The following is a 26997-nucleotide window of genomic DNA, read 5'->3' on the forward strand; positions in this document are numbered from 1 at the left end:
AGTCAGCTCGGTCAATCGTTTAAAAGTAACCATTTTCATCCCCCTTTAATAAATACTAAGCAAATTCAAACGAAACGATGCTTTTAAATTTGACATTAACGTACAAAACAATTTTATTCTCTCATTTGATTGTTCTTTGTTCAACTAAATCGGATGAAAAAACTTATTTATCAAAAAAATCTGAACAATAATTTTGTTTCAGCTACTGCGGATTAGAAGCATGCTGGGAACATAACTTTTACAAAATATCCAGCTCATTGAAATAAAAAGGGGAATATGATTTCCCATATTTCCCTGCTTTCTGACTATTCAACTGCCTACACCTGCTGAACAACTCCGCAACCACGGCTTACAAATTGATAAACGCTATCCGTAAGCTCCATAATGTCATAGCTTTGGTCGTTCATCACCCAATTAGTCATTAGTCATCCACAACGCCAAAAACCATTCTACGAGTTACTTTCATATTTAATTGAGAGTCAAATTCTCCGTTTTCAATACCCAATTTTAATATCTTATCAATCATCGAAAGATAATCTTTTAGGATCTTATTAATTGTGCGGCGTACTTCCTTGTCAGAATGCCTCAATTCTAATTGGGTTACTACAGCAAAATGTGGATTGGTAGAAAATAGCGAAAAATGACCTTCTACAAATACTCGTAGCTTATCCGACGCCTTAACCTCACGATCTATATCAGGTGACATCTCTTCTAGAAACTCTGTAATTTTATCTTCAAATAACGACAACAAAATGTCTTCCTTATTTTTAAAATATAAATAGACCGTACCGTCGGCAACACCAGCCCTTTTGGCAATCTTTGAAACGTGGGCTTGTTGAAACCCGTTTTCGGCAATAACCACTGTTGCAGCCTCTATAATTTTTTTATACTTCGGTTTTAATTTTCGCAAATTGAATCCCTCACCTATTGATTGAGCTGTATATCAATCTCCCATTATTTTAGACTATCACAACAAATCTATCCCAACAATGTTTATTAAAAGAAAAACAAAGTACGCTGTCCCGAGGACCAGCGTATCTCTATCAAACATATAGGATGTTATAGAAAAAGTCGACAGGTTATCCTAAAAGAAGTAATCCCTTTTTTAAACGCAACTCATCTACCACGTATAATAAAAAGATACCGGCCATATTAACATACGTATTTTTACTGTCGATATCATCAGCAATACCACCATTACTTTGTTGAAGTGTAAATAAAAAACTAGAGGCTCTATCTACTTTCTCTCTGTCTATTCGTTTCACTCCTTTTACACCAAGTAAAAAGGAAAGACTGGATAGAGCATAGGTACCATCTGCAAGTTTAAAGGAACCGTCCTCTTTCATCTTATCACCTAAAGAGATCAAGGCTTCTGTGAACAGATCCGGTTCTTGCATAAGGTATGCAGACCAACCAGTAGCAAAATACTCTGCATAAGGAGGATTCATCTTTCGTTTCCCCTCTTTATCCAGCATCACAGCAAAGCGCTTTTCTTTATCATCATAAAAAAGGGAAAAATTCTCTTTTAGTTCCTTTGCATACACACTGGCACTACTCATCGGATATAGCTTAGCATAAGCTCGTAGACCAATATATGTTTCAGCATTATCTGCTGCAAATTTTATGTACAGCTTGTCATACTCGGTCAGGCTGAGCTCAGTTGGATTTGTATTCTTCTCTGTCTTTTTCTTTTGGTAGGAGCTCCAAAATAGTCCGTCTTTGGTATCACGATTATGGCGAATCAGGAATGTATAGGCGCGACTGGAAGCAATTTTGGTTTTTTGTATCAACCACTTATTTGATGATCGTTCCTTTAACTCAGAGGTAACATGAATAAACAGTGCCATTGTAGTATCTACTCCACGGATAGCAGCAAACTCAGAATAACTTACGGGCAAAGTGGGCAGATAGCGTTTCCCCACTTTTTTATAAGATAAATACCAATCCCCCTCCCGATTTTGTACCTCAACAAGCCATTGCATACCTCGCTCGACCGTTTCAAGATATTCCTTCTTTCCTGTCAGATCATATGCAGCTAAAAGTCCCATCATGGCATACAGCATATTGGAATCTGTATTGATGTAGCCAGATTCGTTCATTGCTCCTTGCTCATCTTGTTGTTGTCTAATAAAAGTAGCTGCCTTCTCCATCGCTTGTTTTAGCTGCTGATTTGTTTGTTTTTGTTGAGCGTAAATAGTTGGCACGTGAACCTGTTGTATTAGAAAAACATTTAGTACACAAAACATACACATGCTTTTTCGTAGAAATTCCTTCACCGATACCACCTCTATACTTAGACTTTCCGTTGACTTCGAAAAATTTGCCTGTGAAGTACAGGAAAATCTGGGAAGGAATTTTTACAAACAAAAAGCCTTCCCCTTGATGTCAGAGAAGACTTTTGTATGACTATAGTAAAATAATATAAATTACCCCAAAAATACTGATAATACCTAAACCAAATACGAAAGTAATTCCTTGTACGTCTAGATCACTTTCTCTCCACCAAAGTTGCACATACCGCTGACACTGGGTGCGTAGCCACTCCATAGAAAGTCCCCCTTCTTCTCAACATATGTACCAGAGAAAAGGAAGGGCTGGACGTTTAACAGATAAGGCACACTTATCTTTGTCTGTTACGCTTGCGGTTCCTTAGAGTAATGATCAACCACCTGTTCACGCAAAGCTCGTTTTAGGAATTTGCCTACAGATGTTTTAGGAATCTCCGCCACGAACAGTATATCGTCTGGTAACCACCACTTAGCAAATTTCGGTTCCAAAAAGGCAAGAATCTCTTCCTTAGAAACGCTCTGTCCTTCTTTTACTACCACGCACGCTATTGGGCGTTCTCCCCATTGCGGATGAGGTACACCTACGCATGAAGCTTCAAGTATGGACTCATGTCCCATTAAAGCATTTTCCACATCTACAGAAGAAATCCACTCCCCACCGCTCTTAATCAAATCCTTTGTCCGGTCAACTAGTTTCACAAAACCTTCTGCATCCACGGTCGCTACGTCCCCCGTATGTAACCAGCCATCTTGGAATGTCTCTTCACTCCGCTCATCTTTATAATAGCTATCCGCAATCCAAGGCCCTCGGATCAACAACTCTCCCATCTCTTCCCCATCTGCCTTCACTTCACCATTTGGACCTACTATCTTCATCTGAAGTCCAGGAACCAACGTTCCCTGTTTACTGAGGTAACCCAATTTTTCTTCCTCGGATAGTTCTGCTTCCTGGTAACTTTTTAGCTTAGAGCATGTTACCAATGGGCTAGTTTCGGTCATTCCATATGCAACATAGAAGGGAATGTTAAACTTGTTGCGGTACGTTTCTATGAGACTGCGTGGGGAAGCAGATCCGCCACAGACAACCGCTCGTAAGCTGGATGTTTCGTATCGACCATGCTCTAATTCTTGTAAAAGCCCTAGCCAAATCGTGGGTACCCCGGCTGTGATACTTATTTTTTCTGTTTCAATCAGATTAGCTAAGATTTGAGGGGTAAAACGTGGGCCAGGCAATACTTGCGTACACCCAAACCATGTAGCAGCAAAAGGGAAACCCCATGCATTCACGTGAAACATGGGCACTACCGGCATCGTGATATCTTGTTCAGATAAAGCTAATGTATCTGCTAGCCCTATGGACATGGAGTGTAACACAATTCCTCGATGGGTATAGATAACACCTTTTGGATTCCCTGTAGTAGCAGATGTGTAACACATACCGGCCGGATCGTTCTCTTGGATGTCAGTTGGATATTGATAGGAAGGATCTGCTTGGTTTAGCAGCTGTTCATAGGAATATAGAGGTTCTAGGGATGAGGCAGGCAATTGATCATGATCTGTCATCAGTACATAGGCCTTTACACTGTGTAAATGATCTTTTATTTGCTCGAGTAAAGGAAGGATATCATCGTCCACCAACAATACCTGATCTTCTGCGTGATTAATGATGTAGATAATGTGTTCAGGAGATAATCGGATATTGATGGTATGCAAAACCGCCCCCATACTAGGAATGGCAAAGTAAGCTTCCAAATGTCGGTGATGATTCCATGCAAGAGTCCCTACTCGTTCTCCACGTTTAATGCCTAGCGATTCAAGCGCACTAGCCAAACGTCGTGTTCTCTCTCCAATCTCTCGGTAAGTAAATCGATAGATACCTGTAGACGTACGTGATATTACCTGTTTTTTACCAAACATTTTTTCTGCTCTTTCCATCATAGGCGCAAGTGTTAACTGTGCATTCATCATTGCAAACTCCCCCTCTTTTTTTTCAATATTTTGGGACCGGAGCTATTCTAGTTGCACGAACCGCCTGAAAACGTTTGCTTCTGAATATTCATTCTTGCTAATTCTTGTATTTCCTTTCCCAAGCCCCAAAGAAAGTTGTAAAATAGTACAAATAAACAATTGTATATTTCTGTCTTAATAAAGGAGAATATCATATATGGTAATTATTGTAAAAATATCTACAGAACAGCAATGGAATACTGCCAAGGAACAAGGTATATATCTACATCCATCCCTAGAGACAGAAGGATTTATTCACTGCTCAACGCCAGATCAATTTGAAGGCGTTGCTAATCGCATATACAAAGGACAAAACAATTTACTACTCTTAGTGATTGATCCTACTCGACTTAGCGCGGAATTAAAATATGATCCAGCCAAAGACGGACAATTGTATCCTCATATTTATGGCCCCCTCAATGTAGATGCCGTCATTCGAGTAATATCGTTTTCATCTGACAAAAAAGGATATTTTTCCCTACCTGCCGAACTTTCTTCCTTGTAACGAAAGTCTAGTTATAAAGAAGGGAAGTGTCAGGATGAACCCCGTTCAACAATTTTTTGTCAAGCAAGTCCCATTTGCCCAAACAATTGGAGTTACCATCACACACACATCATCTGGAGAAGCATGTGCCAAGCTCCCTTTTTCTCCTTCTAATGTAAATCATGTTGGCACCATTCATGCTGGTGCCCTATTTACATTAGCTGAATCAGCCGCTGCTGCTTCCATTTTATCTACCTTTTCTGACTTAGTTCCTCATATTTTGCTACTGGTTACCAAAAGTTCTGTCGAATACACCGCACCAGCTCAAGGTAATATTGTAGCGATCGCTTCCATTTCCAAAGAGACTGAGCAATTGGTTCGCAACACACTTTTGCAGCCCAACGATCGGATACGTTTTACCATACACACTGAAATCAAGCAGGAGGGAGCCGATGAAATAAGTGCATTGGCTCAATTTGAGATGTATATGAAGCGTAACGAAGAAGGTAAACAATAGCGTTATCAACGTTACTAACACTGGATGAGACAGGTCGTGAATGATATGAATTTATTTTCTTCCGGTAACGATACGTTATTTCAGTCCATTATTGCCGAAGCTCCGTTAGGCATCATTAGCGTGGCGGATACTGGTCACATCCTTAGCTGCAATCATGCAGCCAGTAGCACATTTGGCTACCGGGAAGAAGAGATCATCGGCAAATCCTTTCCTATCTTATTTCCAACCATTCATGGATCTACCTTTCATTCTTTATTTCAACAAGGAAACCAATCCATTCCTTTATATAATCAGGAATGGATTGGTTTACACAAGAATGGAGCTAGCTTTTCCATAGATGTACACACAACAATCATTACAAACAGTACTCCTCGAATTCTTGCCATCTATGTCAAACAAAATCAGAGTCAAAAATCGGACCTTTACCAGTCCCTGTTTGAGCAGAATCCTTTCCTTGTATATTCTACGGACTTACAAGGCAGAATTTTCAGTTTAAACCATGCAAGCGAACAGATTCTAGGCTACTCCGCACATGAGTTAATTGGCCGTTCTTATCAAGATTTGATGATGTTTGAGGAAGATCGAACTGCCGAAAGTATACGATTCCGTCGTGTTCTTCAAGGAGGGCATTATAAGCTAGAAATCCCCTTTTGCAATAAACGTGGGCACCTGATCTACATTTGCCTGATCAGTTTTCCTAAAGTATTTGAGTCACAGGTAGTAGGCGTGTATTTTATGGGGTTTGATATTACGGCTCGAAAACAAACAGAGCGTGCTCTCATGATGGCTCAGGAAGATTTGAAAAACACGCTTCAAATGCAAAAAGGCATGACCTTTAAGTTTATCAAATCAGGTAAAGAATTTATCTATACAATGGCAGATGGAGAACTGTTGTATCGTCTTGGTCTCACACCAGAATATGTGGTAGGTCGACGTATGCAAGATGTGCTCCCTTATCTACAAAGTAAACGCAGTTACTACGAAAAAGCCTGGCAAGGAGAGACTGTCAGCTATGAAGAAAATGTGATAGGAGTCTGCTATGTAGCCTCCTTGCGTCCTATTATGCGTAATGATCGTGTGGTAGAGGTTATTGCTTCATGTATCGACATTACAGAACGAAAAAAAGCAGAAGAAGAACTGCGGTCAACCAAGGATTTACTCGAATCTCTATTTACCAACTCAACCGATGCGATCTATGTCTTGGATCTAGACGGTACTGTATTACGTATTAATCATGCCTTTGAAAAAATGTATGGCTGGAGTAGCGATGAAGTAGTTGGTCGCCCATTGCATGATTTTGTGCCAAATGATTCACAGCAGATGATTTTCGTATGCCGTGATAAGCAGGAGAATGACTACATCACCAGCTATGAAACACTTCAGGAGCGAAGAGATGGTAGCAAAATCTATGTCAGCTTGAGCCTATCTCCAATTCATGATGCAACAGGAAGAATTGTGGGAACAGCGACTATTTCTCGAGATATTACGGAGCGAAAAGCAACAGAGCAACTATTGCTTAACTCTGAAAAATTATCTGCTATAGGTGAATTAGCTGCTGGGGTAGCCCATGAAATTCGCAATCCCTTAGCAGCTTTGCGCGGGTTCGTTCAATTGCTACGCTCATCCGTAAAAGACTACCAGCCATATTTTCAAATTATGCTGACCGAATTAGATCGTATTAACATGATTGTTAGCGAACTATTAGTTCTCTCAAAACCACAAGTATTACGTTTACAGCGAAAAAGCCTACATCAATTGTTGACCAGCGTTGTTTTGCTTTTACAGACGCAAGCTATTATTAGTAATGTACAAGTACTACTTGAATTTGGTGAAGATGATCCTTATGTAGAATGCGAGGAAAACCAATTAAAGCAGGTTTTTATCAATTTACTTAAAAACTCTTTGGAAGCAATGGATAGTGGTGGCATTATACAAATTACAGTAAGCACAAAAGAAGAAAGTACTTATATTCAAGTAGTTGACCAGGGGTGCGGTATTCCTGATGAGCTTATCTCTCAATTAGGGCAACCATTCATCTCCACAAAAGAAAAAGGAACTGGTCTGGGCCTAATGATCACTCAAAAAATCATTAAAGAGCATCGTGGTAATTTATCTATTACTAGCGAAGTAGGCAAAGGAACAACAATTACAATCCGACTGCCACTCGCTCACCCCCCTGTTATATAAGAAACACATTCTCCTGAGGTGTTTTCCTCTACAATCAATTCATTAGAGCCGGCTTCGCCAACCTTGTAAGAGTAAGAGAAACGGCTCTTATTTTTTATCACCCTTCATAAGTAAAGTACGAAGAAGTATTGAACAAAAAGCTTTCATGACTTAAAGTAAAGATAATGTTTTCCTTTTTCTGATTTAATTGGAAGAATGTCCTCCAGTTTTTGAGAAGGTAGGGTGGTTTTTTGAATGAGTAACATGAAAGCTCTCCCGTTCTTTTCCTCTGTATCGCATCAGGATATCCTTGATCATCTACCAACAGGGGTCATTCAAATTGATAGTAGAGGAATCATCGTTTATATGAACAACGTTTTTCTCCAATGGATCGGGTATGCAGATGCAGACACAGAATTGATTGGTAGGCCATTGCAAGAATTTTTTCTTACTTTTACACTGGCAGATTGTGAAGAAGAGACATCTCCTATTGAACGTCATTATGAAATCAACACGATAGATAACGGCTTCCTATATGTGAAAACATTGATTCAACCCTACATGAAACAGGGACAAACTGCTCATCTCCTTCTCATAAGAAAGTTGGGCAAAAAAACCAAATGGCGCAGAATATTCGAAAAGTTCAAACAAAATCACTCACATCTGTTTCATTCACCTGACGATGGTTACATGACCTTGGATGTTACAGGTGCTTTTCGGGCTGTAAATGAGACATGCAGTGTGTTATCCGGTTACTCTGAATCGGAATTATTACAAAAAAACATCTACGATTTATTACAACCAGATTATTGGAATGAAGCAAAGTATATCTATGAACGCCTCCGAACAGGGACACCTTTTTCCACTACTCTTTCAATCCGACATAAAAAGGGGCATCCCTTATGGATACAAGTTATGTTTCTACCCTTGCTTGCCTTAAATCAAATGATTGGTATGTATGGAATCGCAAAAGAGATTACACACGAACATTTGTTAGAAGAAGCCTTATGGGAAAGTCAGCTCAAGTATCGAATTTTAGCTGACTATTCGTCTGATCTAATCACTTTTCTAGATTCACGTGGTAAAGTAGTCTTTGTTTCACCCTCTCATGAAAGTGTATTTGGACATCCGCTGCAAGACTACTATCAGCATCATCCATTTGACTATCTCCATCCTGACGATATCCCTCATTTGCGCAAATGGTTTTATAACTCCTATAAATCAAAACAACCTAATGCTGATCCCGCAGAATTTAGAGCCAGACATATTGATGGACACTATCTGTATATTCGAGTCTCCTGTGTTCCTATGCTTAGTAAAGATGGAGATATTCTGGGCTTTGCCATTATCGGAGAGAACATTCATGATCAAAAGCAAACAGAGAACCTCTTGCGCCAATCTGAAAAACTATCCCTCATCGGAGAATTGGCTGCGGGTATTGCTCATGAAATTCGCAATCCACTTACGGCCTTGCGCGGATTTACTCAGCTTTTGCAAACTCATCCCGAAGACAGTAGTAAATATACTGACATCATGTTAAATGAATTAGATCGTATCCATTTTATTGCAAACGAGTTATTACTGTTAGCAAAACCGCAGGGATACCAATTAGCTGTAAATGATATCTGCTCCTTGTTGCAGGATGTTATTACGCTACTAGAATCACAAGCTATATTAGCTAATGTCACCATCTCTACTCACTGGGAAACGGATATTCCCTTCCTTCTCTGTGAGGCACGTCAGTTAAAACAAGTATTTATCAATATTATTAAGAATAGTGTAGAAGCCATGCCAACAGGAGGCTGCATCCATATTGAGGTAAAAAAGCAAGAACAACATGTCCTGCTCCGTTTTTCAGATGAAGGCTGCGGTATTCCTATGTCTACTCTTGAAAAAATCGGAAAACCCTTCTACACAACCAAAGAAACTGGAACAGGACTAGGGCTCATGATCAGTTCCAAAATTATTCGTGAACACAATGGCACCTTACAGTTGCTAAGTGAAATGAATCAGGGAACAACCATTGAGATTACGTTACCCTACATGTTGTCATTGATAAAAGAAATCTAGAGAATATGAGGCTCTTTCACCAATAAAAATAGGGACCTCTCTCTACCCTTCCCATGTATATTTGTTACACAAAAAATCACTCCCTATATCATTATTAATAGGGAGTGATTAAGCTTAGTGCAATCAACTATTCTGCTTCCTGCTCTTCGAAAGTAGGTTGTTCAATCTTACTGATGTATTTAATATCTGCGTTTTTCACTAGCGTATGAATCCATTGATCAAAGTATTCTTTTTTGTGCTGGAGCATCGCTTTCTCTTTCACTTTATCTTTTACATTCTCATAAACCGCATTGGTACCAAATTCGGTCTTATGCTGGTCAAAGTATTTCTTAATTTCTTCGTCTTTGAGCGGAATGGATTTAGCAAAGGCTTGCTCAGAAAGCTCGCTCATTTCTAAATCTCTGCGCATATCCTCTTCAGTAATTTTCTTGCGTTTTAAGAAATCTTCAAACTCTTCTTTGGTACCCCAACTCTTTTTAATCTGTTCTACTTCAGCATCTATTGTCTTCAGGTCAGCTTGTACGCCTAGCTTTTTTGCTTCTTGTCTGATAACTAACTCTTTAATTGCATTTTCCATAACTTTTTGCTGAGCTTTAGGGGTAATGCCATTAATCACACGATCCTTAGTTACTGCTTCACCATTTACAATAGCTACTGCTGGTTCTTTTGTTTCTTGCTTTCCTGTCGCGCCTAGTATCACTAAACCCACTACTAGGATTGCAATAGTAAGCATAGTTGCGTCAAATTTTTTCATCATTCTACTCCTTTTGCCATTCTATGCTTTCTTTCATATTCTTCACCTAGTTTAACATAAAAGAAGCTAGAACTTGTGTAAAAAATATGGAATCGATGTAAGAAACTCAAACAAAAAACAACCTAACCATGTCAGGTTGTGTAAACTTCTCCATGTATGTTTTCTTAGGAAATACTGTAATCCTGCGAGTGGCGACGTAGCAATTGAAGTTGAACAATGTAGGTATCTAGCTGTTGGCTGATATCTACTACCCGTGAATCGACAAAATTACCTTTTTCTTTATAAGCCCGAATCATATCTGATCTTAGTATTTCAATTGTTGATTGTAACGTTACCTCTTCCATAACACCCTCCACACATATGCTTTCCCTAATAAGTATAGGTAAAATTCCCATTGTTTACTAGTAAAACCTTTCGACTTTCCGTGTAAAAACATGCGTAAGCTTGTCATAATTACTCGTATTCCTTTAATCAAAAAAAGTTTATTGTAATGCCTTACCTATTTTCGAGAGAAAGCGCCAGCATTTCTAATAAACAGACACTTTTGACACTTTCTCTCTTGTCGATTTATCACCAAATAAATCCCAAATCAATTATTCTAACCATTGTTTTAGATGCTCGCTGCGATCCCACTCTTTTTGTAAAAGGGCTTCCATCTCACCAACAGAACCCTTTTTATAAAGTCCGTGTCGAATCAGTCTTCGTACCCCATGAGGAAAAGCTAGATCATGATACAGTACCCATTGGTCGGCTTGCGATAAAGCGTTTTGGGACAAATACTGATCTAATAAGGTAGTATACGCTTTTTCACTCCATTTGCTCTGTTTTTTTACCAGTAAATTAACCAAACGTTCCAAATCTTTAGAAGGAAAATCATGACGGGTAAATTCCCAATCAATCACCCAAAATTTATTTCTCCGCTGAAAAACATTTCCTCGATGAAAATCACCGTGGCAAATCCATTGTTCGTCAACTGGTCGTTGTTTCAAACTAGCATAATGGCTAGATTTTTGTAATGCTTGGTAAATCTGTTGACCAACCTTCTGAAAATACGGGATATACTTACACACCATTTTTTTTCGTTGTGAAGAGCTATGCCTGCTTTTTTCATACCATCGTTTCAAATAATGAAGTCCTGATTGATAATGTTCATCCCAATGGTTCAATCCCATGTATTTTTGGCTCATTGGTGTGGTAAAGCCATAAGAAGCACTATGCAATTGGCCTAGTAAAGCACCACGCTCCCATATGTTATCCACACTGGTATCACCCATGTGCGGATCATTAGACGGATCTCCCAAAATGTATTGTTGTATTAGATAGTATTGATTGCCCCAGCTAAAATAGCGTTTTCCATCTGCTGTAGGTAAAATAATTGGAATATGAATACCAGTGCTCCGAATTCGATCCTCTACTGCCAAAATAAACAGCAAACGTTCCTCTTCCAAAATAATCCTCTTAAGGACGTAGTCTCCCTTTGTCGTCTTCAAATGGATTACGATCGTTCTCCCCGTATCATGCAAAGTGTCCGTTTCTAAGATTTGCAAACAATACGTAAGTTCCACGGCATTCCTTAACTCCGTGTTCAAAAGAATCACATCCAATCTGTCAATTCTCCTTCATCATACGCCAGGGGAATTGGAACGGATGGTAAAAACGGACAGAAAAATACACCCATTTTTTTAGAAAAAAACTCTCCGTCAATTATCGTGACAGAGAGTTTAGAAATGTAATGTGAGTAGTTGGTTTTGGCTTTGGTTGAAACATAGCTTGTAGAGAAGCTTTAGGATGAACCTCCATGCGATGAAGGGTATACATGCCTTGTTTTTGAGTTGTCATGCTAGGTACGGTCGTGAACGCCATTTTGTATCCTACCTCTCTAACCGTTGGCAACATAGCACGATTAAATCCCCCATATGGATAAGCAAGGATATCTACATTTTTATGTAACTTAGCTTCCAACAATGCTTTGGAAAGAGCTAATTCCTGATAAATAACATCAGGTGGCAATTTATCGAGATGAGCATGCGTCATCGTGTGGGATTGAAAATCAATCAGCCCACTGTCCTGCATTTCTTTCAAATGATCCCAGTTCATAAAGGAAGGTCTTCCTATCGAGCCAGCCGTAACAAAGATGGTGGCCTTTTGCTTATAGGCCTTAAAAATTGGATAGGCAATTAGATAATTGTCATCATACCCATCATCAATGGTTATCACTACAGCCTTGTCTGGAACAGGCTCTCCTGTATGATAGTACTGCAGTAGTTCAGTTGCTGTCAGTGTTTGATATCCTTCATCATGTAGCCATTTCATTTGTTCCTCAAACTCTTTTGGGGGTACACAGTATGGATTATCCGGCTTATCTGCGATCGAGTGATAAATCAGTACGGGAACTCCCTTCATTGAGTATACAGCTCCCACAGAAGCAGGAAGCATCACAATTACCGCAAACACTTGCAGAAACAAAATCATTCTTTTCATTAGAACCTCTCCCATATGGTCAAAAAATTAATCTTTTTGTTTTGCCTTGGCTTTGTCTTTCCCCAATTTTAAACGTGCATGCATTCGCTCTTCTTCCCGCTCTGAACGAATGTAATTATGTTTGAGCAGCAAATATTGCTCAATTTCACTCAATAGATAAAAAAGCGATGCCCTCACTTCAAATTCTTCACGTGTAACAGGCAAGGATTCTTGACGAACGCGTTCCCTTATCTCTCTAATGCCATCCAAATATACATATGAGGTGTTGCCCGGATGGATTTTTGCACTCAACTCATCAAGAAAGTCAGCAATCTGTTTTCCCTGAGGAACCTGTAAGGAAAGGCTAGAAACAATAGGTAGCATGCGCTCTAAGATATCAAATTGTTTCTCACGAATTCCAAAATATCGATAGATGGTCGACTCCGGTCGCAACAAATTATTCTCAACAATCAGCAAGGAGAGTTCCTTTGCTTGTTTTATAAGGACAGGTGTTTCCACCATTTCTGATCCAGACCAACCATCTTCACCATGCCGTAAGTAGCCTGCCAACTCCTTTAAAATTACAGAGAAGTTTTTTTCCACTTTTTGCTGAAGCTCCCACAAATCCTTATCTTTGTTAGGCATATATAAATTCATAAGGAGCCCCATTCCTATCCCGATCGTAACCAATTGAATCTCGTTCCATAAGAAGCCCCAGCTTAAATCCTGCTTCAAATAAATATGTAGCATGATGACGCAACTGGAAATAAATCCCTCTATCACACCTAAGCGTACCAGTGTCGGAATAAATATCAACATCATCATGGTAATGGTGAGTGCATGAAATCCAACCAGCTTAAAAAAGAGAAAGCTGAAAATCATTGCGAGTAAACATGCTATAAATCGATCGATGGAGACGCTTAGCGAACGTTTCCGAGTAATTTGAATACATAGGATGGTTAATGTACCGGCTGAAGCATAGAACTCTAGTTCAAGTAATTGAGCGAGAAAAATGGATAGTCCAGCGCCAATCGCTGTTTTCAGTGTTCGGTACCCAATATGTGGCATCTATTGCCTCCTTTCTTCCCCTTCTCCTCACTATACTATAAGCTTTCTATCTTTGATTTGAAAAAGAACAGAAAAATCGTTTTATTTCATCCCGTTATGTCCTTTACGTACCTTGGTGTCAGATCAAAAGCCACTTCTTACATATTTTAGATACTGTTATGTACTTTACGTACCTTTGCGTAACTTGAAGTTGGTTTGCAAAATGGTTTGCAATGTTTGCGAAAGAATAAGTCGTTTCCTGAATTTAAGGAGACGACTTTCTTAATTAAATTACATATCAACCTTCACTACATCCTCAACAGGTATCCACCAGAAATCCTCATCGTTCTTTAACTTAATCTGTTTAAACGTTGAATCAAATTTGTCTACCCATCCCCAAGTAGATTCAATTACTCCTTTACCTTCTTTTGTCTCTTTCTACCAGCTAATGGTCAAGGTGTAATCATACTGACGCGAGTCAGATATCCTGTAACAAAACTCGGCTAGTTCATCCTCTTCAATGATCGGCTTCTCGATCAGTTTCTTATCCTCGTGAAGTTGTCGTAACATCTCGGCATGCTCAGGCAAAACAAATTTCGTTATAAGTGTCAAGAATTTTAGAAGCCATCGAAACATCTCCTCAAATACGAATATGTGTTCTTGTTTTATTTGATGATAAGGAGATTATGCAATGGATAAAAATGGTTCTTTAGTCCGTTGTATAAATTTATCCATATATTGTAAAATATTCTTGAATTTAGAATATTTAATATGGAGGTAATATGTTTATGAAGAAGTTTGCAACTACTGTAGTTACAGCTATGAGTGTGCTTAGTCTTCTCTCTATTTCACTTCCTACTAGTGCTTATGCAGAATCCAACTCCGCAGTAGAATTGAAAGGGGAAAATAATCAAGACATTCGTGTGAATATCCCCGATAGCCTCCGTGGTAAAGTCTCTGAAGAAGAAATTAATGCGATTGTAAAGCAAGCAGGTGATGCTTCTGAAATTACCATTCATGATGCGTTTGAAGCTGAAAATTCTACTCCTCGGTCTACTCCCAAAAGCAACACCAACCAAAGCAATGTTGCTCCTCAAGGGGTGTTTACTTATTATGATTCTCCTGTGTTAAGAACGACCCGAAGCGATCAACCAACCCAAGCAATACAAATTATTTCGGTGGCGAGAGGACAAACAATAACCCTTACTTCAAAAGAGGCAAGTAAGGTAAGTTCTCAAACTAGAATAAAGTCAAGCGCTTCAGCAGGAGGGAATACTTCAGCATCAGTAGCTAGCGAAGTTGAATCACAAATTGCAGTAGAAGTTTCCAAAGAGTTCACTGTACAAGAAGAATTCAAAGGACCTTCAGAAGGCTCCGCATATAACACTCGTGTCTTTTACTGGACTGGCTTCTATGACGAAGGCACGTGGACAATGGACGAGAGAAATCGCTTTACTGATAATCTAGTTGCTACTCACAAAGGTAATTATAAGAAGCCCACAAGATGGTTACAATGGTCGCAAGACTATAAATAATAAAGAGAATGCGCCTTCTGGCGCATTTTTGTTTTTCTTAATTTTGTTATTATGGAATCAATTAACTAATTAGGGAGGGCGATACATATGGAGAAAAAACCAACACTTTATTCTCTACTTGGCTTGGTATTGTTAGCATATTTAGCATTGATTGCCACTTGGTATTTATTTTTACACGTTAACCCAGTAGATAAAACGGTTTATGTTAAGGATTCTAAGGAATCACGAGTCCACGTTTCAACAACACAATCTGGGGATATATGGATATATAACGAGTATGATGCGACTATTAGTTTTATTGAAAATCCAAAAACAAGCAAAAAAATTAATGTAATCAACTATGATTTCCGCAACCCAAGCAGATAAAAGGGCAGAATCTTCTCTGCCCTTTTTTATTTTGATACGGATATTATATTTTTCTTGGTGAATTATTTCATATTTTTTAGATTAACCACTTGTAACAGATAACGGTCAAAAGCCCCTATACAGGAGGCTGTGTTGTTCTATTGCTTGCTAAATTAAAATAAAAGGGTGGTTGCTATGAAGTTTGGAATGCGTAAACCAAGTTTCAAAAAGCGTGTAGCAGCTAGGACAAGCTTAAAAAGACAGCTAGTGCATCGGATGCCAAGAGGTTGGGGATGGCTCAGAAATCCTAAGAAGTATGCTTATAATAGGGGTAGCGTCAGGAAAATGCGGATTTACAACGTTAAGGAAATTACAATCGAAGTATGTTTAGTTCTGATTCGTAGGTTTTCGAAAGTATTTCAACAACCATCTACAGAGCATCTTAAATAGATCTTTTGCCATACTGTTACACTCCTTATCCTTGTGCAAGAGTGCTAAGCAGACGTTTTTTCATCATCTTTAAATTTTATTTTTTGTCAAGCATTATTGATGGCGAAAAGCCCTAAATAGCAAATAAAAACATCCCCAAAAATGATAAACCTAAATAAAAGATTGCTTCGTGTTTGATGACAACTGAAGATGATGTTATTTCATCTTTTTCGTTGCTATTTTTTTTCAAGAAGACGTGAAAGAATGCTTTAAAGATGAAATATCCAATAATAGCGCCTAGTGTGTTCATAATTAAATCATCTGTCGTTGTGTTTCGACTTTGAGTAAACAACTGACTTAATTCAATACATAAAGATAACAAAAATCCCGACAAGGCAACCTTTTTTATTGTTCGAAATTGTTTCCAAATCAATGGTAACAAGAATCCTAATGGTATCGTCATTATAATATTTAAAACATACGGCATAGTTACCTCAGAACTAGAGAATGGAACTAAATAAATTCGATTAAATTCAGATGTAGATGCGGTAACAAACCTTTGCACATCCCAAATTGTTCCTATACCTGTTACACCATAAACAACTGCCAGATACACTAAAAAAATAAATACCCCTAAAAAATGCTTGCGGGAAACTCTTCCTTCCTTCTTTTTAGCCCTTAGAAAAAATATTTTTTGAAATATAATACATAAAATACATGTGCAAATAATGTTAATTAATAAATCCGTATGAACAACATACATAATACATATACGAGTATAAACATATAAATACTGAAATAGTGACATAATAATCCCCCTTGCTGAATCTCCTAACTTTACATTAAACCTATGACTTTATCATTTTAGAACCTAATTCAAGAAAATGTGGTCACAATCACTCCATCTATATTATTACCAGATATTTCATATTGTTCATTCGCTGGTACTTCAACTTCAATTGTCTCATTTTGAGAAATGGGATAATATGAAATTGTATATTTTTTCCCATCAACACTAACAGAAATACTCTTTTCTCCTTTTGAATAATCCAAATATTCCAAAGCTAAATTCATTTCCCGTATAATCGCACTGTGAGGCAAGCCGACATAGCGAATATGCCAAGGTTCATATTGAATTCCTGTAACATCCGTTTTATCCAAGGGATAGCGTAATATAAAGCCGTATTTCCAAGAATTTTCTTCTATCCACTCTCCTTCAGGTGCTTTATCCATCTTCATTTGAGTAGATCCTACATCAAGTGCTAATCCTAAATTATGTTCGCTATGACCAGCTGGCAAAGCATAGTCAGCTCCCATCTCTTCGTATAATCTGCTTTGCTCATCCAAGTCTCGATAACCACTACTAATTAAAAAATTACTAACCCCATCCTCTTCGGCAGCAGCTATCATCTCCGAAAATTCTTCAGCTATTTCTTCTGACAATTTAATTTCGTTATCAAGTAACCCATACCCCTTCGTCAATTCTTTGTGCGTAAATAAATTTACAATATCCGATTTTATACCTGCTTGTTGAACAGCATATTCACTGTTAACCAAAAGCAGATTCCCTTGATAGATCTGCTCTTCTGTAATCTCAATCTTTTGGGTATTTTCAGTAGCTGTATTATCATTTTGTTCATATATTTGATCCTCTACTTTATCTTGGGATATCGGTAATATATTAAAAATAAATACTAGAAATAATGCAAAAACCAATAAAAATCCCCACTTTTTCATTTTTAGTCTCCTCCTTGATGTAACTTGTTTATAGGATAGGAAAAACTTTTAAAATAAAAAGTGGGGTAAATATAAAATTTTTCTTAAATTTTTTACTTGGATTTTACACTTAATCTCTTTGGGAATCCTCCATTGGTAAACGGACTTCAAATATAGTGCGTATTAAATTACTTTCAGGAGTAATCGTCCCATTGTGTTGCTCTACTATATTCTTCGCAATGAATAAGCCGAACCGTTTGAAAGGCTATGACTACTAAGAAGCAATGGGTAAAATCACAGAATAAAAAGGGGATTACTATGAAGTTTGGTTGCAAAATTTCATGAAAATAAGCAAAATGGTTGCAGAGATGATTGTCAAGAAAAAGAATGAAAACCCTCCCGATTAAGGAGAGTTTTCATATACAAATCAATTACTTCTAGTGGCCCCAATAAGTTCTGCACTTATAGACCTACTTTATTAATCTGTAGATTTATTGGTTTTTTGTTGAGAGAAAAGTCTATTGTGGCTTTCTTCAATGCGTCTTCGCTTCCTGTCTCCATCTTTACTGTTTAGAAGTTTATCAAGAAATTCTTCTACAGTTTTAGAACCGTCATGATACATATCATGAAGTGTTTTCCTCTTTTTGGCTGCTATCCCCATTGATTTCACCACCTTTCTCTCGTTGACACAAGGCATCCATCATCTGTTCGTCTTGCAGAAGACCAAATAATGAATTCGCAAAATATTCTAGATAGTCCTGATCATCTTTAACAAATGAATTTGGTTCCTCACCATCAATACTAAGGACTCCTATAACTATTTTATCACATTTTATAGGTACACAAATCAATGAATGGTAAGTCTTTTTAGCCTTTGGATGTCTCCTAAATCGATCCCCAGCAGCTGTTACATCACCCGAGAAATAACTTTCTCCATTTTTAAAAGCAAAGCCAGCAGCAGTTTCTAAACTTAATCGTAAAATCTTTTTTTGAGTAAAATAAAAAAACGGAGTGACTGTTAAAAGTCTCCTCCGATTTTCATTTCTTATGGGATTCTACTCAATTTCAAACTGCACAGTAACAGTAGTTTCTACTTTAATCTGTCCGGTAGAAATAGAACTTCCTCTCGGTGAATCCTGTAGAGACATTTCGCTCTTCGCCAGCATATATGGACGCTCTACAGCATTGCTTTCAGAAATGGTCAGTACTTTTTTCACTGTCACACCAGCTGCCTTTGCTAAAGCTTCTGCTTTAGCTTTTGCATTTTGCACCGCTAGCGTTAAGGCTTGCCCTTCATATTGTGCTTGTTTATCTGTACTCAACTGAACCGTATCAATTCGATTCGCTCCCGCTTCCGATAACTTATCAAGTAAATTACCAATCTTATTTAGATTACGATACGTTACTTTTACGATATGTTGACTTTTGTAACCAGTCAAAACAGGGCCTGCTTTATCATCATAATTGTATTGTGGGTTGGTTGAAAATTGGATGGTTTGAACTTCCTTTTCAGATAATCCATCCTGTTTCAACACCTTTTCCACTGCAGCAAAAATCTTTGCGTTCTTCTCTTGAGCTTCCTTTGCCGTTTTAGCGTCTGTCTCTACTCCTACTTGGAGATAGGCCACATCTGGATCAATGGATATACTACCTATCCCTGTAACACTAATGTTACGGGTTACCTGTACCTCTTGAGCATGTGCGGCAGGTACAGAAGCGAATAAACTCCCCCCTGTTAATAATCCAACCGTCAGAAAGGACGCCACTACTTTATTCATTGCCTTTTTTCTCATAATCATTGCCACCTTTCACTCCTCCGCTCTCTTTTTCAGCATTCTGCTAATCTACGTATTAACTAAATCACTGCTTTGACGAACCTTTTGTTTCATTCGTTTCAGCAGAAATGATCACGCACTGCCTCGTGTGATAAATTTCAACGGTAGCTCTACCTTTTTAGGGACTACTGGGCTATCTGTTGGCTCTTGTCCACGCATAGGAATTTGCTCGATAAATAGCTGAAAAGCAACCTTTCCTGCTTCAAAACTGGGTACACTCATGGTGGTTAAATCAAGAATACTAGCCAATGGCAAATTATCGAAGCCAATGATAGCCAAATCTTCCGGAATGCGCCATCCTAGCTTTTTTGCTTCTGTTATCATACCTGCTGCTGGCAAATCTCCTGCAACTAATATCGCTTGTGGACGTTCTTTTAGTTGAGCTAATTGTTGCACCACCTGCGAACCATCCTCCATCTGATAGCAATTTTCAAAAACCCATTCCGGACGAACGCGTTCCCCCAAATCTGTTACACCTTCTATATAAGCCTGCATACGCTTTTGGCCATTATGCGTGCCACTAGTACCCAGAGAAAAACCAATATGTCGATAACCTTTCTCTACTAAATAACGAAAGCATTCCTTCGTGCCTTTATACCGATCAACATGCACATAAGAAATGACTTCGCTATCTACCTTCTCACAAGCAACAATAGGACCATACGATGCATACGGCTCCACCATCTCCCACTCGCCTTTTCTAGAAACGATTATCACTCCGTCAATTTGTTTGGATTTCAGCATATCCAACACACGTTTTTCTTCGGTTTGAACATAATTTGTTTGGCATAAAATTAATCGGTAGTTATTCAATAATGCCTGCTCAGCGATTCCTTCCAACACCATTCCAGAAAAGGGATGATTTACAAACGGTAATAGTACCGCTACCATTCCTGTTTTTCCTTTTACCAAATGAACAGCATTACTATTAGGCGAGTAATTTAGCTTATGCACAGCATCCCAGACAGATTGACGCTTGGCTTCCTGTACATAGGGGTGATTGTTAAGAACCCGTGAAACGGTTGTGATTGATACACCTGCAAGCTCGGCTATCTGTTTTATATTAGCCATGTGTCATCCCCCCTCTCTCCATTGTAAAATAAGCCTTTTCTAGATGCCAACATTCTCTCTGTTATAAAAAATGTAAAGAATTCTCTTGACCTGAAATGCTTTTCATACTGTATGGTTAGTCTTGTCAGTACCACTTGACGTCGGCGTGACCTTTGGGCGTTACGGCGTAGTGGTTTCACCTACGACCAACTAGAAAAAGCGGAGGAAAAACAAGTGGAGAGAAAAATCGTATTTTTTGATGTCGATGGAACCTTACTAACAGAAGATAAGCAATTGCTAGCAAGCACCCGTGACGCTGTACGTCGATTACGTGAAAATGGAATCTATACAGCTATCGCTTCAGGTCGCATGCCCAAGCAATTAGAAGAGATATGTAGCCAATTGGATATTCATTCTTATGTTTCCATAAATGGTCAATATGTTGTATTTGAAGGGGAAGAAATCTATAGCAACCCGATTCCACTTGAACAATTAACTGATTTAACCACACTTGCTAACGACCACGGACATGTTCTTACTTATGTAAATCATGAAATACTATGTGCCAATCATCTTGATGATCCTCGTTTGGATGAAATTTACGGGGAATTACAATTGGCTAAACCCTTACTTGACCCTGACTACTACAAACAAAACCCGATTTATCAAAGCATCATCTTCTGCTCACCAGAGCCTGCCAAAGAGTATCTAGAGCGCTTTCCGCAATTGGGCTTTATTCACTGGCATGATTATGCGCTAGATATTATTCCATTGGGTTGTTCTAAAGCAGTCGGAATTCAAAAAATGCTGGAACACGGGCAATTTTCTCTAGAGCACACCTATGCCTTTGGTGACGGTTTAAATGATTTAGAAATGCTTGAAACCGTAGGACATGGTGTAGCTATGGGTAATGCCGTCCCAGAAGCCAAGCAAAAAGCACGTTACGTAACAGCAAGCTGCAATGAAGATGGAATTGCCCAAGGGTTAACCATGCTTGGATTACTAGATTAATTATTAAATAGAAGCTTGCTCAAAAAAGCCGTTTTCTCTGCATACAGAAAACGGCTTTTTCTTCTATTGTCTTGTTACCTGTTTCACTTTATCAATCATCTGATTCGGTGTTAATCCGTTTAATTCAGCAATCCCATACCCCTCTAGGGCTACCGTTCTCCCCTCAAACACAGGATAGATTCCTTGCCAAATATCCACGGTGGTGAAGTTGTTAGAATCTATTTTTTTTAAAAACAAAAAATACTCACCATCCCCAAGTGCCCCTGGATACTGTAAATTTAGTGGGTCACGAGCCTCAGGTTTAGGTTCCAATCCATAAAATACAATCTTAACTTGTTTCGCAACGCTCCCCTTCACTGCCGTCTTCACTTGAAAGGTTTGTATATATTTGACAACCTTTCTTCCTTGTACAGAACGATCGGTAGCTTGTTCATTCACATTTTCCAGAGGTGTTGCGTAAATAATAGCCTGAGACAGACTGGTTAGTTCTTTGACAGAACGGATATTTCCTTCGTTCTGGATAACCTGCGTGTGATGTGCATGATGAAGGGTGTTCCCTACAGCTTCCCCCCATTCTGAATTTCCAAGCATCAATACTGCTAGTATCCAACTGCTATACCACATGTTGTGCCTCCTGAACTCTCATGTTGCTGTTATTATGTTCCAGCACATTAAAAATATGTACAAAAGAGCTGTGTAACCGGTTACACCTGGGAAGCAACCAACCACTTCACTTGCCATTCTTGACATTTATCTGCCCAATCCTCTGGTATTTCTCTATCACAAATAATCGTTTGGATGTCTTTTATGTCTGTAATTTTAATAAAACTTTGTACGTCTAATTTGGACTGATCACACAACACAATACACTCATTTGAATTCTCCAAAAATTTGCGAACTAAAAAGGCTCGTTCAGCATCATGATGACTCATGCCCTTTTGTAAGGATAGCCCATCTACACACAAGAAAGCTTTATCTGCATGAAAATAGTCCATCATTTTCTCGGTCATTAGTCCACATACACGAGCATGCTTCGGATGTACCTTTCCACCTAAAAAATATATATCTCCTGTAAAATCATCCTTCTTTTCATGAATAAAAAAGGCTTGCAATAATCGAACGGAACTGGTGATTATCGTCACGTTTTGTTTTTCTAATAAATAGGGCAACATATATAGTGAAATGATTCCATCATCTAGTATTACGTTCTCACCATGTTGAACCATTTGCGCTGCTGCTTGCGCTATTCCTTTTACACTACTGAGGCAAATTTCTGGGTCATCTTTATAAGAAAGTAACTCAACGTCTCCCCCCATTTTTACGGCTCCTCCATAGACACGCTTGAGCCTCTGTTCCTGTTCTAGCTCTTCTAAATACCGACGTACTGATTCTGAGGATACTTGTAGCTTTTCTACTAACTCTATTGTTTTTACTTTTCCTTCTTGTTGTAGTAATGCTAAGATGAGCTCCTTTCGTTCCTCTCCTATTAAAGACACACCAAACCGCCCCTTTTCGCCTCTTTTTGTTATTGTAACTCAACTTTTGTTTTTCTGATAGACTTTTGCTTAGATAGTAGAGCGTCTCCTACTGTAAGGAGCCAGCAGATCATCGTTATGATGTTTTTTTCCTATCATACTTCATAAATAATCGCTTTACAAACTTTTGTTTAAATGATAAACTTTTGTTGAAAGGAGGAGTGTCACATGGATAAAGAACAAAAAATCTTGCACTATATCCGTTTGAATCCCTTCATCAGTCAACAAGATTTAGCGAATAAAATGGGCATTTCCCGTTCAGCGGTAGCAGGGTATATTGCCACAATGATGAAACAAGGCCAGATTAAAGGAAGAGCCTACGTTTTAAAAGAAGAAGCTTCCATCACTTGCCTTGGGGGAGCCAATCTGGATCGCAAGGCTCGCAGTAAACAACACGTCAAACTGCACTCTTCCAATCCAGTCAGCATCTCTTCATCATGTGGAGGGGTTGCCAGAAACATTGCCGAAAATTTGGGTCGCCTTGGTTGTGTCACCTCACTTATTACAAGCGTAGGTAACGACAAGGAGGGCGAATGGGTTCTTGCCGAAACCAAACAACACGGCGTAGACGTTAGTCAATCCTGGATGCTCTCTGCTGAACAAACAGGTACTTACACAGCTCTACTTGATGTAGATGGTGAAATGTTCGTCTCCCTTGCCAACATGGATATTTATGAAAAAGTAACAACCGAGATGATTGCAGAGAAATGGACTCATATCGTTGCTTCCGACATTGTGCTTCTAGATACGAACTTACCTGAGGAAGTTTTGGCATACATGATTACACGTTGCCATGATGAGAACATCACTTTGTATATCGATCCCGTCTCTTCAGCCAAAGCAATGAAACTACCAGATTCTCTCAAGGGTGTCACAAGCATTTTACCTAATCAGGAAGAAGCTGAGATTCTATCTGGTATGAAAATTAACAATGTAGAAGATGTCAAAACAGCATGCCAGTTGATTCGAAAACGTGGTGTTCTCCATGTCATCGTAACCATGGGTGAACAAGGTATTTTTGTCTCATCCGCTGAACATGAAGTTTTACTTCCACCATATCCAGTTGATGTAGTTGATGTAACCGGTGCTGGTGATGCCTTCGCCTCGGGTCTGTTGCATGGTGTTCTACATGGTGAAGAAATATTAGACGCTTGCCGCTTAGGTCTTGCTGCATCAGCTCTTACGTTAGTAACAGAACAATCGGTCTCTCCCGAATTACAACCGGAAAAACTATATCAGTTCGTAAAGGAGAATGCACAATGAAAAACTACCTAACTTTTACTGAAGAGGTTGCACACGCCCTAGAAAATAAATTACCGATCGTCGCTTTGGAAACAACTATTATCTCTCACGGAATGCCTTACCCACAAAACATTGAAATGGCTAAAAAAGTAGAGCAAATCATCCGCGATAATGGTGCCGTACCAGCTACTATTGGTATCATGGATGGTAAAATTAAAATTGGTCTAAACGATCAAGAATTAGAAGAATTCGCTACTAACAAATCCGTTGAAAAAGTAAGTCGTCGTGACTTCCCTTACGTCTTGGCAACAGGTAAAATTGGAGCGACAACTGTTGCAGGAACTATGATTGCTGCTGAACTAGCTGGTATCGAAATGTTTGCTACAGGTGGTATTGGTGGGGTTCACCGCGATGGAGAAGTTACGTGGGACGTATCTGCTGACCTAACAGAGCTAGCTAATACTAGCGTAGCCGTGGTTTGCGCAGGTTGCAAATCCATCCTAGATATCGGACGTACATTAGAATACCTAGAAACGCAAGGGGTACCAGTTGTTGGTTACAAAACAGACGAGTTCCCTTCCTTCTACTCCCGTAAGAGTGGCTACGGCGTAGACTACAAATTGGACACGCCAGATTCAGTAGCTGCAGTGATGGACATGAAATGGAAGCTAGGCATGCATGGTGGAATGGTAATCTCCAACCCTGTACCAGAAGAATCTGCTCTTCCATATGATCAGATTGAATCTGTAATCCTGCAAGCTTTAGCTGAAGCCAAAGAAAATAACATCGCTGGTAAAAAAGTAACACCGTTTTTGCTTTCAAAAGTAAAAGAACTAACAGCAGGCAAAAGCTTGGAAACCAACATTGCACTTGTATATCACAACGCAGAAGTAGCGGCTAAAGTCGCGGTTGCATTCAAAAATAAACAAAATCAATAAGATAGTGTTTCATTCACTAATCTTAAAAAGGGCAGTTCCAAAAGTGACTTTCTCACTTTGGAACTGCCCTCATTTCTGTTTTAGCTACCTTTTTTGTTCGTTAGTAAGGTCCGTATCCAATCACCTGTGCAATGATGATAGCAATACCCCCAATACATATTTGCAATCCAATTAGAGGCATGATCCACTTAAACCAGCGAACCCACGGAATTTTTGCCAAGGCTAGCCCAGCCATGAAATAGCCAGAAGTAGGAGTCACAATATTAGTAAAACCGTCTCCCAACTGAAACGCTAATACTGCTGTTTGACGAGTAACGCCCACCAAGTCAGCTAATGGTGTCATGATCGGCATTGTTAGTGCAGCTTGCCCACTACCAGACGGAACAATGACATTTAAGAAACATTGAAGGATAAACATGCCCATAGCAGTTAAAGAGGACGGTATATGCTGAATCGCTTGAGCTGAATAGAACAAAATCGTATCCATTACTTGTCCTTCTGTCAGAATCAGCAATATAGCCCGAGCCATCCCAATGATTAAAGCTCCCTCTAATAAATCAGCCGCACCTCTGATAAAGCAAGTAACAAACTTGCTCCCACTCATACGACAAATCAAACCGGATACCAGCGCCAGACATAAAAAGATGGTGGCAATCTCAGAAATAAACCACCCATGCTTCATAACACCAAAGGCAATCGTACCTAACGTAAGCATGAAGCTAAGGAGAACAAGCTTGTGCTGGATTAGAAATACTTTGTTTTTGTTATCCATTACGTTTTGTGTCGTAACAGCTTGCAAATCGAATGCGGGGGCACTACTATGAGATAGTTCCTTGCCGAAGCCATTTTCTACAAAAAACCCCTTAGATGGGTCTTTCTTAACTTTCATCGCATAGCGATACACAAAGGTAACACTAACTACATATAGAACCGCAAACAGCCCAATTCGAAAGCTCATACCAGAAAACAGAGGAAGTTCTGCTATCTTCTGAGCTACACCAATAGTAAAAGGATTAATAAGAGCAGTACTAAAACCAATTTGGGCTCCTACGAGTACAATTGCTGCACCTGTAATCACATCAAAACCTAATGCTAAAGCTAGAGGAATAAGTAACGCTAGATATGGCAATGTCTCCTCAGCCATTGCCATCAAAGAACCGCAGACACCAAAAAATAACATCATTATTGGAATCAGCCACTTCTCTTGATTCCCCAGCCTACGTGCCATGGCCAGCACCAAAGCTTCCATTGCTCCGGAATATGTAATGATTCCGTATGTTCCCCCTACTATGAGGACAAAGAAAATAATGTCGGCTGTCTCCACCATTCCTTTATGAATGCTAATCAGCATATCAAATGGATGAACAGGCTCAGATGGGAGAAAATGAAAGCTAGTTGGATTGACAACATTACGCCCATCCACCTCAACTCGACCATATTCTCCCGCAGGTACTACATAAGTAAGAGCGGTTGCCAAAAGTAGAATGCCTAGCAACAAGACGAAGACGTTCAGTTCTCTTGGATGTTTGTTTCCTCTTTTCATCTTGGAAAATAGTGCATTCATGTAA

At 39.1% G+C, this 26997-nt stretch carries 26 protein-coding genes and 3 pseudogenes (1 of these 29 cut by a window edge); 10 read left to right on the forward strand and 19 right to left on the reverse strand.

Annotated features, from left to right (window positions below; all coding sequences use genetic code 11):
- From EEL30_01665 to EEL30_01680, 4 genes and pseudogenes are all read right to left on the reverse strand, one after another.
- Positions 1-33 carry the 5' end (the start) of a GNAT family N-acetyltransferase gene (locus EEL30_01665; GenBank protein ID QDX91200.1) on the reverse strand. Its footprint begins 861 nt before the window's first position, so only the first 33 of its 894 coding nucleotides appear in the window; its start codon is at positions 31-33; the stop codon falls past the left edge of the window.
- A 284-nt stretch (positions 34-317) separates the two neighbouring features.
- Positions 318-910: pseudogene (locus EEL30_01670) on the reverse strand (TetR/AcrR family transcriptional regulator).
- A 169-nt stretch (positions 911-1079) separates the two neighbouring features.
- On the reverse strand, positions 1080-2276 hold the full coding sequence (locus EEL30_01675) for a hypothetical protein (GenBank protein QDX91201.1): 1197 nt from the start codon (positions 2274-2276) through the stop codon (positions 1080-1082).
- A gap of 357 nt (positions 2277-2633) precedes the next feature.
- Positions 2634-4256 carry a fatty-acid--CoA ligase gene (locus EEL30_01680; protein ID QDX91202.1) on the reverse strand — a complete coding sequence of 541 codons (1623 nt, stop codon included), beginning with the start codon at positions 4254-4256 and terminating at the stop codon, positions 2634-2636.
- Between the two features lie 196 nt (positions 4257-4452).
- Here EEL30_01680 and EEL30_01685 point away from each other — a divergent pair, with 196 nt between their 5' ends.
- The 4 genes from EEL30_01685 (at position 4453) to EEL30_01700 (ending at position 9532) form a co-directional block, all read left to right on the forward strand.
- Positions 4453-4800: a DUF952 domain-containing protein gene (locus tag EEL30_01685; GenBank protein QDX91203.1), complete on the forward strand. Its 348-nt coding sequence runs from the start codon at positions 4453-4455 to the stop codon at positions 4798-4800.
- A 34-nt stretch (positions 4801-4834) separates the two neighbouring features.
- The gene (locus EEL30_01690) at positions 4835-5296 is read left to right on the forward strand and encodes a DUF4442 domain-containing protein (GenBank protein QDX91204.1); all 462 of its coding nucleotides are present in this window, start codon (positions 4835-4837) and stop codon (positions 5294-5296) included.
- Positions 5297-5341: 45 nt separating this feature from the next.
- Positions 5342-7483: a PAS domain S-box protein gene (locus tag EEL30_01695; protein ID QDX95641.1), complete on the forward strand. Its 2142-nt coding sequence runs from the start codon at positions 5342-5344 to the stop codon at positions 7481-7483.
- A gap of 234 nt (positions 7484-7717) precedes the next feature.
- Positions 7718-9532, forward strand: coding sequence for a PAS domain S-box protein (locus EEL30_01700; protein ID QDX91205.1), 1815 nt, complete (start codon positions 7718-7720; stop codon positions 9530-9532).
- A 127-nt stretch (positions 9533-9659) separates the two neighbouring features.
- On the opposite strand, the gene EEL30_01705 is transcribed toward EEL30_01700, so the two are convergent.
- From EEL30_01705 to EEL30_01730, 6 genes and pseudogenes are all read right to left on the reverse strand, one after another.
- A complete protein-coding gene (locus tag EEL30_01705; protein QDX91206.1) occupies positions 9660-10289 on the reverse strand; it encodes a hypothetical protein in 630 nt (209 codons plus the stop codon).
- Between the two features lie 161 nt (positions 10290-10450).
- Positions 10451-10630 carry an aspartyl-phosphate phosphatase Spo0E family protein gene (locus EEL30_01710; protein QDX91207.1) on the reverse strand — a complete coding sequence of 60 codons (180 nt, stop codon included), beginning with the start codon at positions 10628-10630 and terminating at the stop codon, positions 10451-10453.
- Between the two features lie 249 nt (positions 10631-10879).
- A complete protein-coding gene (locus EEL30_01715; protein QDX91208.1) occupies positions 10880-11890 on the reverse strand; it encodes a spore coat protein in 1011 nt (336 codons plus the stop codon).
- Between the two features lie 100 nt (positions 11891-11990).
- Complete coding sequence (locus EEL30_01720) at positions 11991-12767, reverse strand: polysaccharide deacetylase family protein (protein ID QDX91209.1); 777 nt, start codon at positions 12765-12767, stop codon at positions 11991-11993.
- Positions 12768-12794: 27 nt separating this feature from the next.
- The gene (locus EEL30_01725) at positions 12795-13814 is read right to left on the reverse strand and encodes an aromatic acid exporter family protein (protein ID QDX91210.1); all 1020 of its coding nucleotides are present in this window, start codon (positions 13812-13814) and stop codon (positions 12795-12797) included.
- 270 nt (positions 13815-14084) lie between these two features.
- Positions 14085-14421, reverse strand: a pseudogene (locus tag EEL30_01730) (YolD-like family protein).
- A 160-nt stretch (positions 14422-14581) separates the two neighbouring features.
- Between EEL30_01730 and EEL30_01735 the strand changes: the two are divergent.
- From EEL30_01735 to EEL30_01745, 3 genes are all read left to right on the forward strand, one after another.
- A complete protein-coding gene (locus tag EEL30_01735; GenBank protein QDX91211.1) occupies positions 14582-15328 on the forward strand; it encodes a hypothetical protein in 747 nt (248 codons plus the stop codon).
- An 87-nt stretch (positions 15329-15415) separates the two neighbouring features.
- Complete coding sequence (locus EEL30_01740; GenBank protein QDX91212.1) at positions 15416-15694, forward strand: hypothetical protein; 279 nt, start codon at positions 15416-15418, stop codon at positions 15692-15694.
- Between the two features lie 174 nt (positions 15695-15868).
- A complete protein-coding gene (locus EEL30_01745; GenBank protein QDX91213.1) occupies positions 15869-16123 on the forward strand; it encodes a hypothetical protein in 255 nt (84 codons plus the stop codon).
- Positions 16124-16235: 112 nt separating this feature from the next.
- Here EEL30_01745 and EEL30_01750 read toward each other — a convergent pair whose 3' ends face one another.
- The 6 genes and pseudogenes from EEL30_01750 to EEL30_01775 form a co-directional block, all read right to left on the reverse strand.
- The gene (locus EEL30_01750) at positions 16236-16910 is read right to left on the reverse strand and encodes a VanZ family protein (protein ID QDX91214.1); all 675 of its coding nucleotides are present in this window, start codon (positions 16908-16910) and stop codon (positions 16236-16238) included.
- Positions 16911-16978: 68 nt separating this feature from the next.
- Positions 16979-17839, reverse strand: coding sequence for a VanY-A/VanY-F/VanY-M family D-Ala-D-Ala carboxypeptidase (vanY, locus tag EEL30_01755; GenBank protein ID QDX91215.1), 861 nt, complete (start codon positions 17837-17839; stop codon positions 16979-16981).
- Between the two features lie 109 nt (positions 17840-17948).
- A pseudogene (locus EEL30_01760) lies at positions 17949-18068 on the reverse strand (sensor histidine kinase).
- Positions 18069-18441: 373 nt separating this feature from the next.
- Positions 18442-18867 (reverse strand): GAF domain-containing protein, encoded by a 426-nt coding sequence (locus tag EEL30_01765; protein QDX91216.1) that lies wholly within the window; start codon positions 18865-18867, stop codon positions 18442-18444.
- 6 nt (positions 18868-18873) lie between these two features.
- A complete protein-coding gene (locus EEL30_01770) occupies positions 18874-19611 on the reverse strand; it encodes a DUF541 domain-containing protein (protein ID QDX91217.1) in 738 nt (245 codons plus the stop codon).
- A gap of 114 nt (positions 19612-19725) precedes the next feature.
- Positions 19726-20724, reverse strand: a complete 999-nt coding sequence (locus EEL30_01775) for a LacI family DNA-binding transcriptional regulator (protein ID QDX91218.1) — start codon at positions 20722-20724, stop codon at positions 19726-19728.
- Positions 20725-20937: 213 nt separating this feature from the next.
- Between EEL30_01775 and EEL30_01780 the strand changes: the two genes are divergently transcribed.
- Positions 20938-21714 (forward strand): Cof-type HAD-IIB family hydrolase, encoded by a 777-nt coding sequence (locus EEL30_01780; protein ID QDX91219.1) that lies wholly within the window; start codon positions 20938-20940, stop codon positions 21712-21714.
- Positions 21715-21777: 63 nt separating this feature from the next.
- Here EEL30_01780 and EEL30_01785 read toward each other — a convergent pair whose 3' ends face one another.
- Entirely contained in the window at positions 21778-22338 is a 561-nt protein-coding gene (locus EEL30_01785; GenBank protein ID QDX91220.1) for a hypothetical protein, read from the reverse strand.
- Positions 22339-22418: 80 nt separating this feature from the next.
- Positions 22419-23210: a DeoR/GlpR transcriptional regulator gene (locus EEL30_01790; GenBank protein ID QDX91221.1), complete on the reverse strand. Its 792-nt coding sequence runs from the start codon at positions 23208-23210 to the stop codon at positions 22419-22421.
- 207 nt (positions 23211-23417) lie between these two features.
- Here EEL30_01790 and EEL30_01795 point away from each other — a divergent pair, with 207 nt between their 5' ends.
- Positions 23418-24512 (forward strand): winged helix-turn-helix transcriptional regulator, encoded by a 1095-nt coding sequence (locus tag EEL30_01795; protein ID QDX91222.1) that lies wholly within the window; start codon positions 23418-23420, stop codon positions 24510-24512.
- Complete coding sequence (locus EEL30_01800) at positions 24509-25429, forward strand: pseudouridine-5'-phosphate glycosidase (GenBank protein ID QDX91223.1); 921 nt, start codon at positions 24509-24511, stop codon at positions 25427-25429. The genes EEL30_01795 and EEL30_01800 overlap by 4 nt, the downstream gene beginning before the upstream one ends.
- A 100-nt stretch (positions 25430-25529) precedes the next feature.
- Here the strand turns inward: EEL30_01800 and yfcC are convergent, their stop codons facing one another.
- On the reverse strand, positions 25530-26993 hold the full coding sequence (gene yfcC, locus EEL30_01805) for a putative basic amino acid antiporter YfcC (protein QDX91224.1): 1464 nt from the start codon (positions 26991-26993) through the stop codon (positions 25530-25532).
- Positions 26994-26997 lie beyond the last annotated feature (4 nt).

The organism is Brevibacillus laterosporus (assembly GCA_007833815.1).
GTDB lineage: Bacteria > Bacillota > Bacilli > Brevibacillales > Brevibacillaceae > Brevibacillus_B > Brevibacillus_B laterosporus_D.

Excerpts from the sequence above, each read along its gene's own strand:
- EEL30_01750 (QDX91214.1), bottom strand. The coding sequence starts at position 16,910 with ATGTCACTATTTCAGTATTTATATGTTTATACTCGTATATGTATTATG.
- EEL30_01775 (QDX91218.1), bottom strand. The coding sequence starts at position 20,724 with ATGGCTAATATAAAACAGATAGCCGAGCTTGCAGGTGTATCAATCACA.
- vanY (QDX91215.1), bottom strand. The coding sequence starts at position 17,839 with ATGAAAAAGTGGGGATTTTTATTGGTTTTTGCATTATTTCTAGTATTT.
- EEL30_01720 (QDX91209.1), bottom strand. The coding sequence starts at position 12,767 with ATGAAAAGAATGATTTTGTTTCTGCAAGTGTTTGCGGTAATTGTGATG.
- EEL30_01680 (QDX91202.1), bottom strand. The coding sequence starts at position 4,256 with ATGATGAATGCACAGTTAACACTTGCGCCTATGATGGAAAGAGCAGAA.
- EEL30_01770 (QDX91217.1), bottom strand. The coding sequence starts at position 19,611 with ATGAGAAAAAAGGCAATGAATAAAGTAGTGGCGTCCTTTCTGACGGTT.
- EEL30_01740 (QDX91212.1), top strand. The coding sequence starts at position 15,416 with ATGGAGAAAAAACCAACACTTTATTCTCTACTTGGCTTGGTATTGTTA.
- EEL30_01700 (QDX91205.1), top strand. The coding sequence starts at position 7,718 with ATGAGTAACATGAAAGCTCTCCCGTTCTTTTCCTCTGTATCGCATCAG.
- EEL30_01795 (QDX91222.1), top strand. The coding sequence starts at position 23,418 with ATGGATAAAGAACAAAAAATCTTGCACTATATCCGTTTGAATCCCTTC.
- EEL30_01725 (QDX91210.1), bottom strand. The coding sequence starts at position 13,814 with ATGCCACATATTGGGTACCGAACACTGAAAACAGCGATTGGCGCTGGA.
- EEL30_01710 (QDX91207.1), bottom strand. The coding sequence starts at position 10,630 with ATGGAAGAGGTAACGTTACAATCAACAATTGAAATACTAAGATCAGAT.
- EEL30_01800 (QDX91223.1), top strand. The coding sequence starts at position 24,509 with ATGAAAAACTACCTAACTTTTACTGAAGAGGTTGCACACGCCCTAGAA.
- EEL30_01785 (QDX91220.1), bottom strand. The coding sequence starts at position 22,338 with ATGTGGTATAGCAGTTGGATACTAGCAGTATTGATGCTTGGAAATTCA.
- EEL30_01690 (QDX91204.1), top strand. The coding sequence starts at position 4,835 with ATGAACCCCGTTCAACAATTTTTTGTCAAGCAAGTCCCATTTGCCCAA.
- EEL30_01745 (QDX91213.1), top strand. The coding sequence starts at position 15,869 with ATGAAGTTTGGAATGCGTAAACCAAGTTTCAAAAAGCGTGTAGCAGCT.
- EEL30_01695 (QDX95641.1), top strand. The coding sequence starts at position 5,342 with ATGAATTTATTTTCTTCCGGTAACGATACGTTATTTCAGTCCATTATT.
- EEL30_01685 (QDX91203.1), top strand. The coding sequence starts at position 4,453 with ATGGTAATTATTGTAAAAATATCTACAGAACAGCAATGGAATACTGCC.
- EEL30_01705 (QDX91206.1), bottom strand. The coding sequence starts at position 10,289 with ATGATGAAAAAATTTGACGCAACTATGCTTACTATTGCAATCCTAGTA.
- EEL30_01735 (QDX91211.1), top strand. The coding sequence starts at position 14,582 with ATGAAGAAGTTTGCAACTACTGTAGTTACAGCTATGAGTGTGCTTAGT.
- yfcC (QDX91224.1), bottom strand. The coding sequence starts at position 26,993 with ATGAATGCACTATTTTCCAAGATGAAAAGAGGAAACAAACATCCAAGA.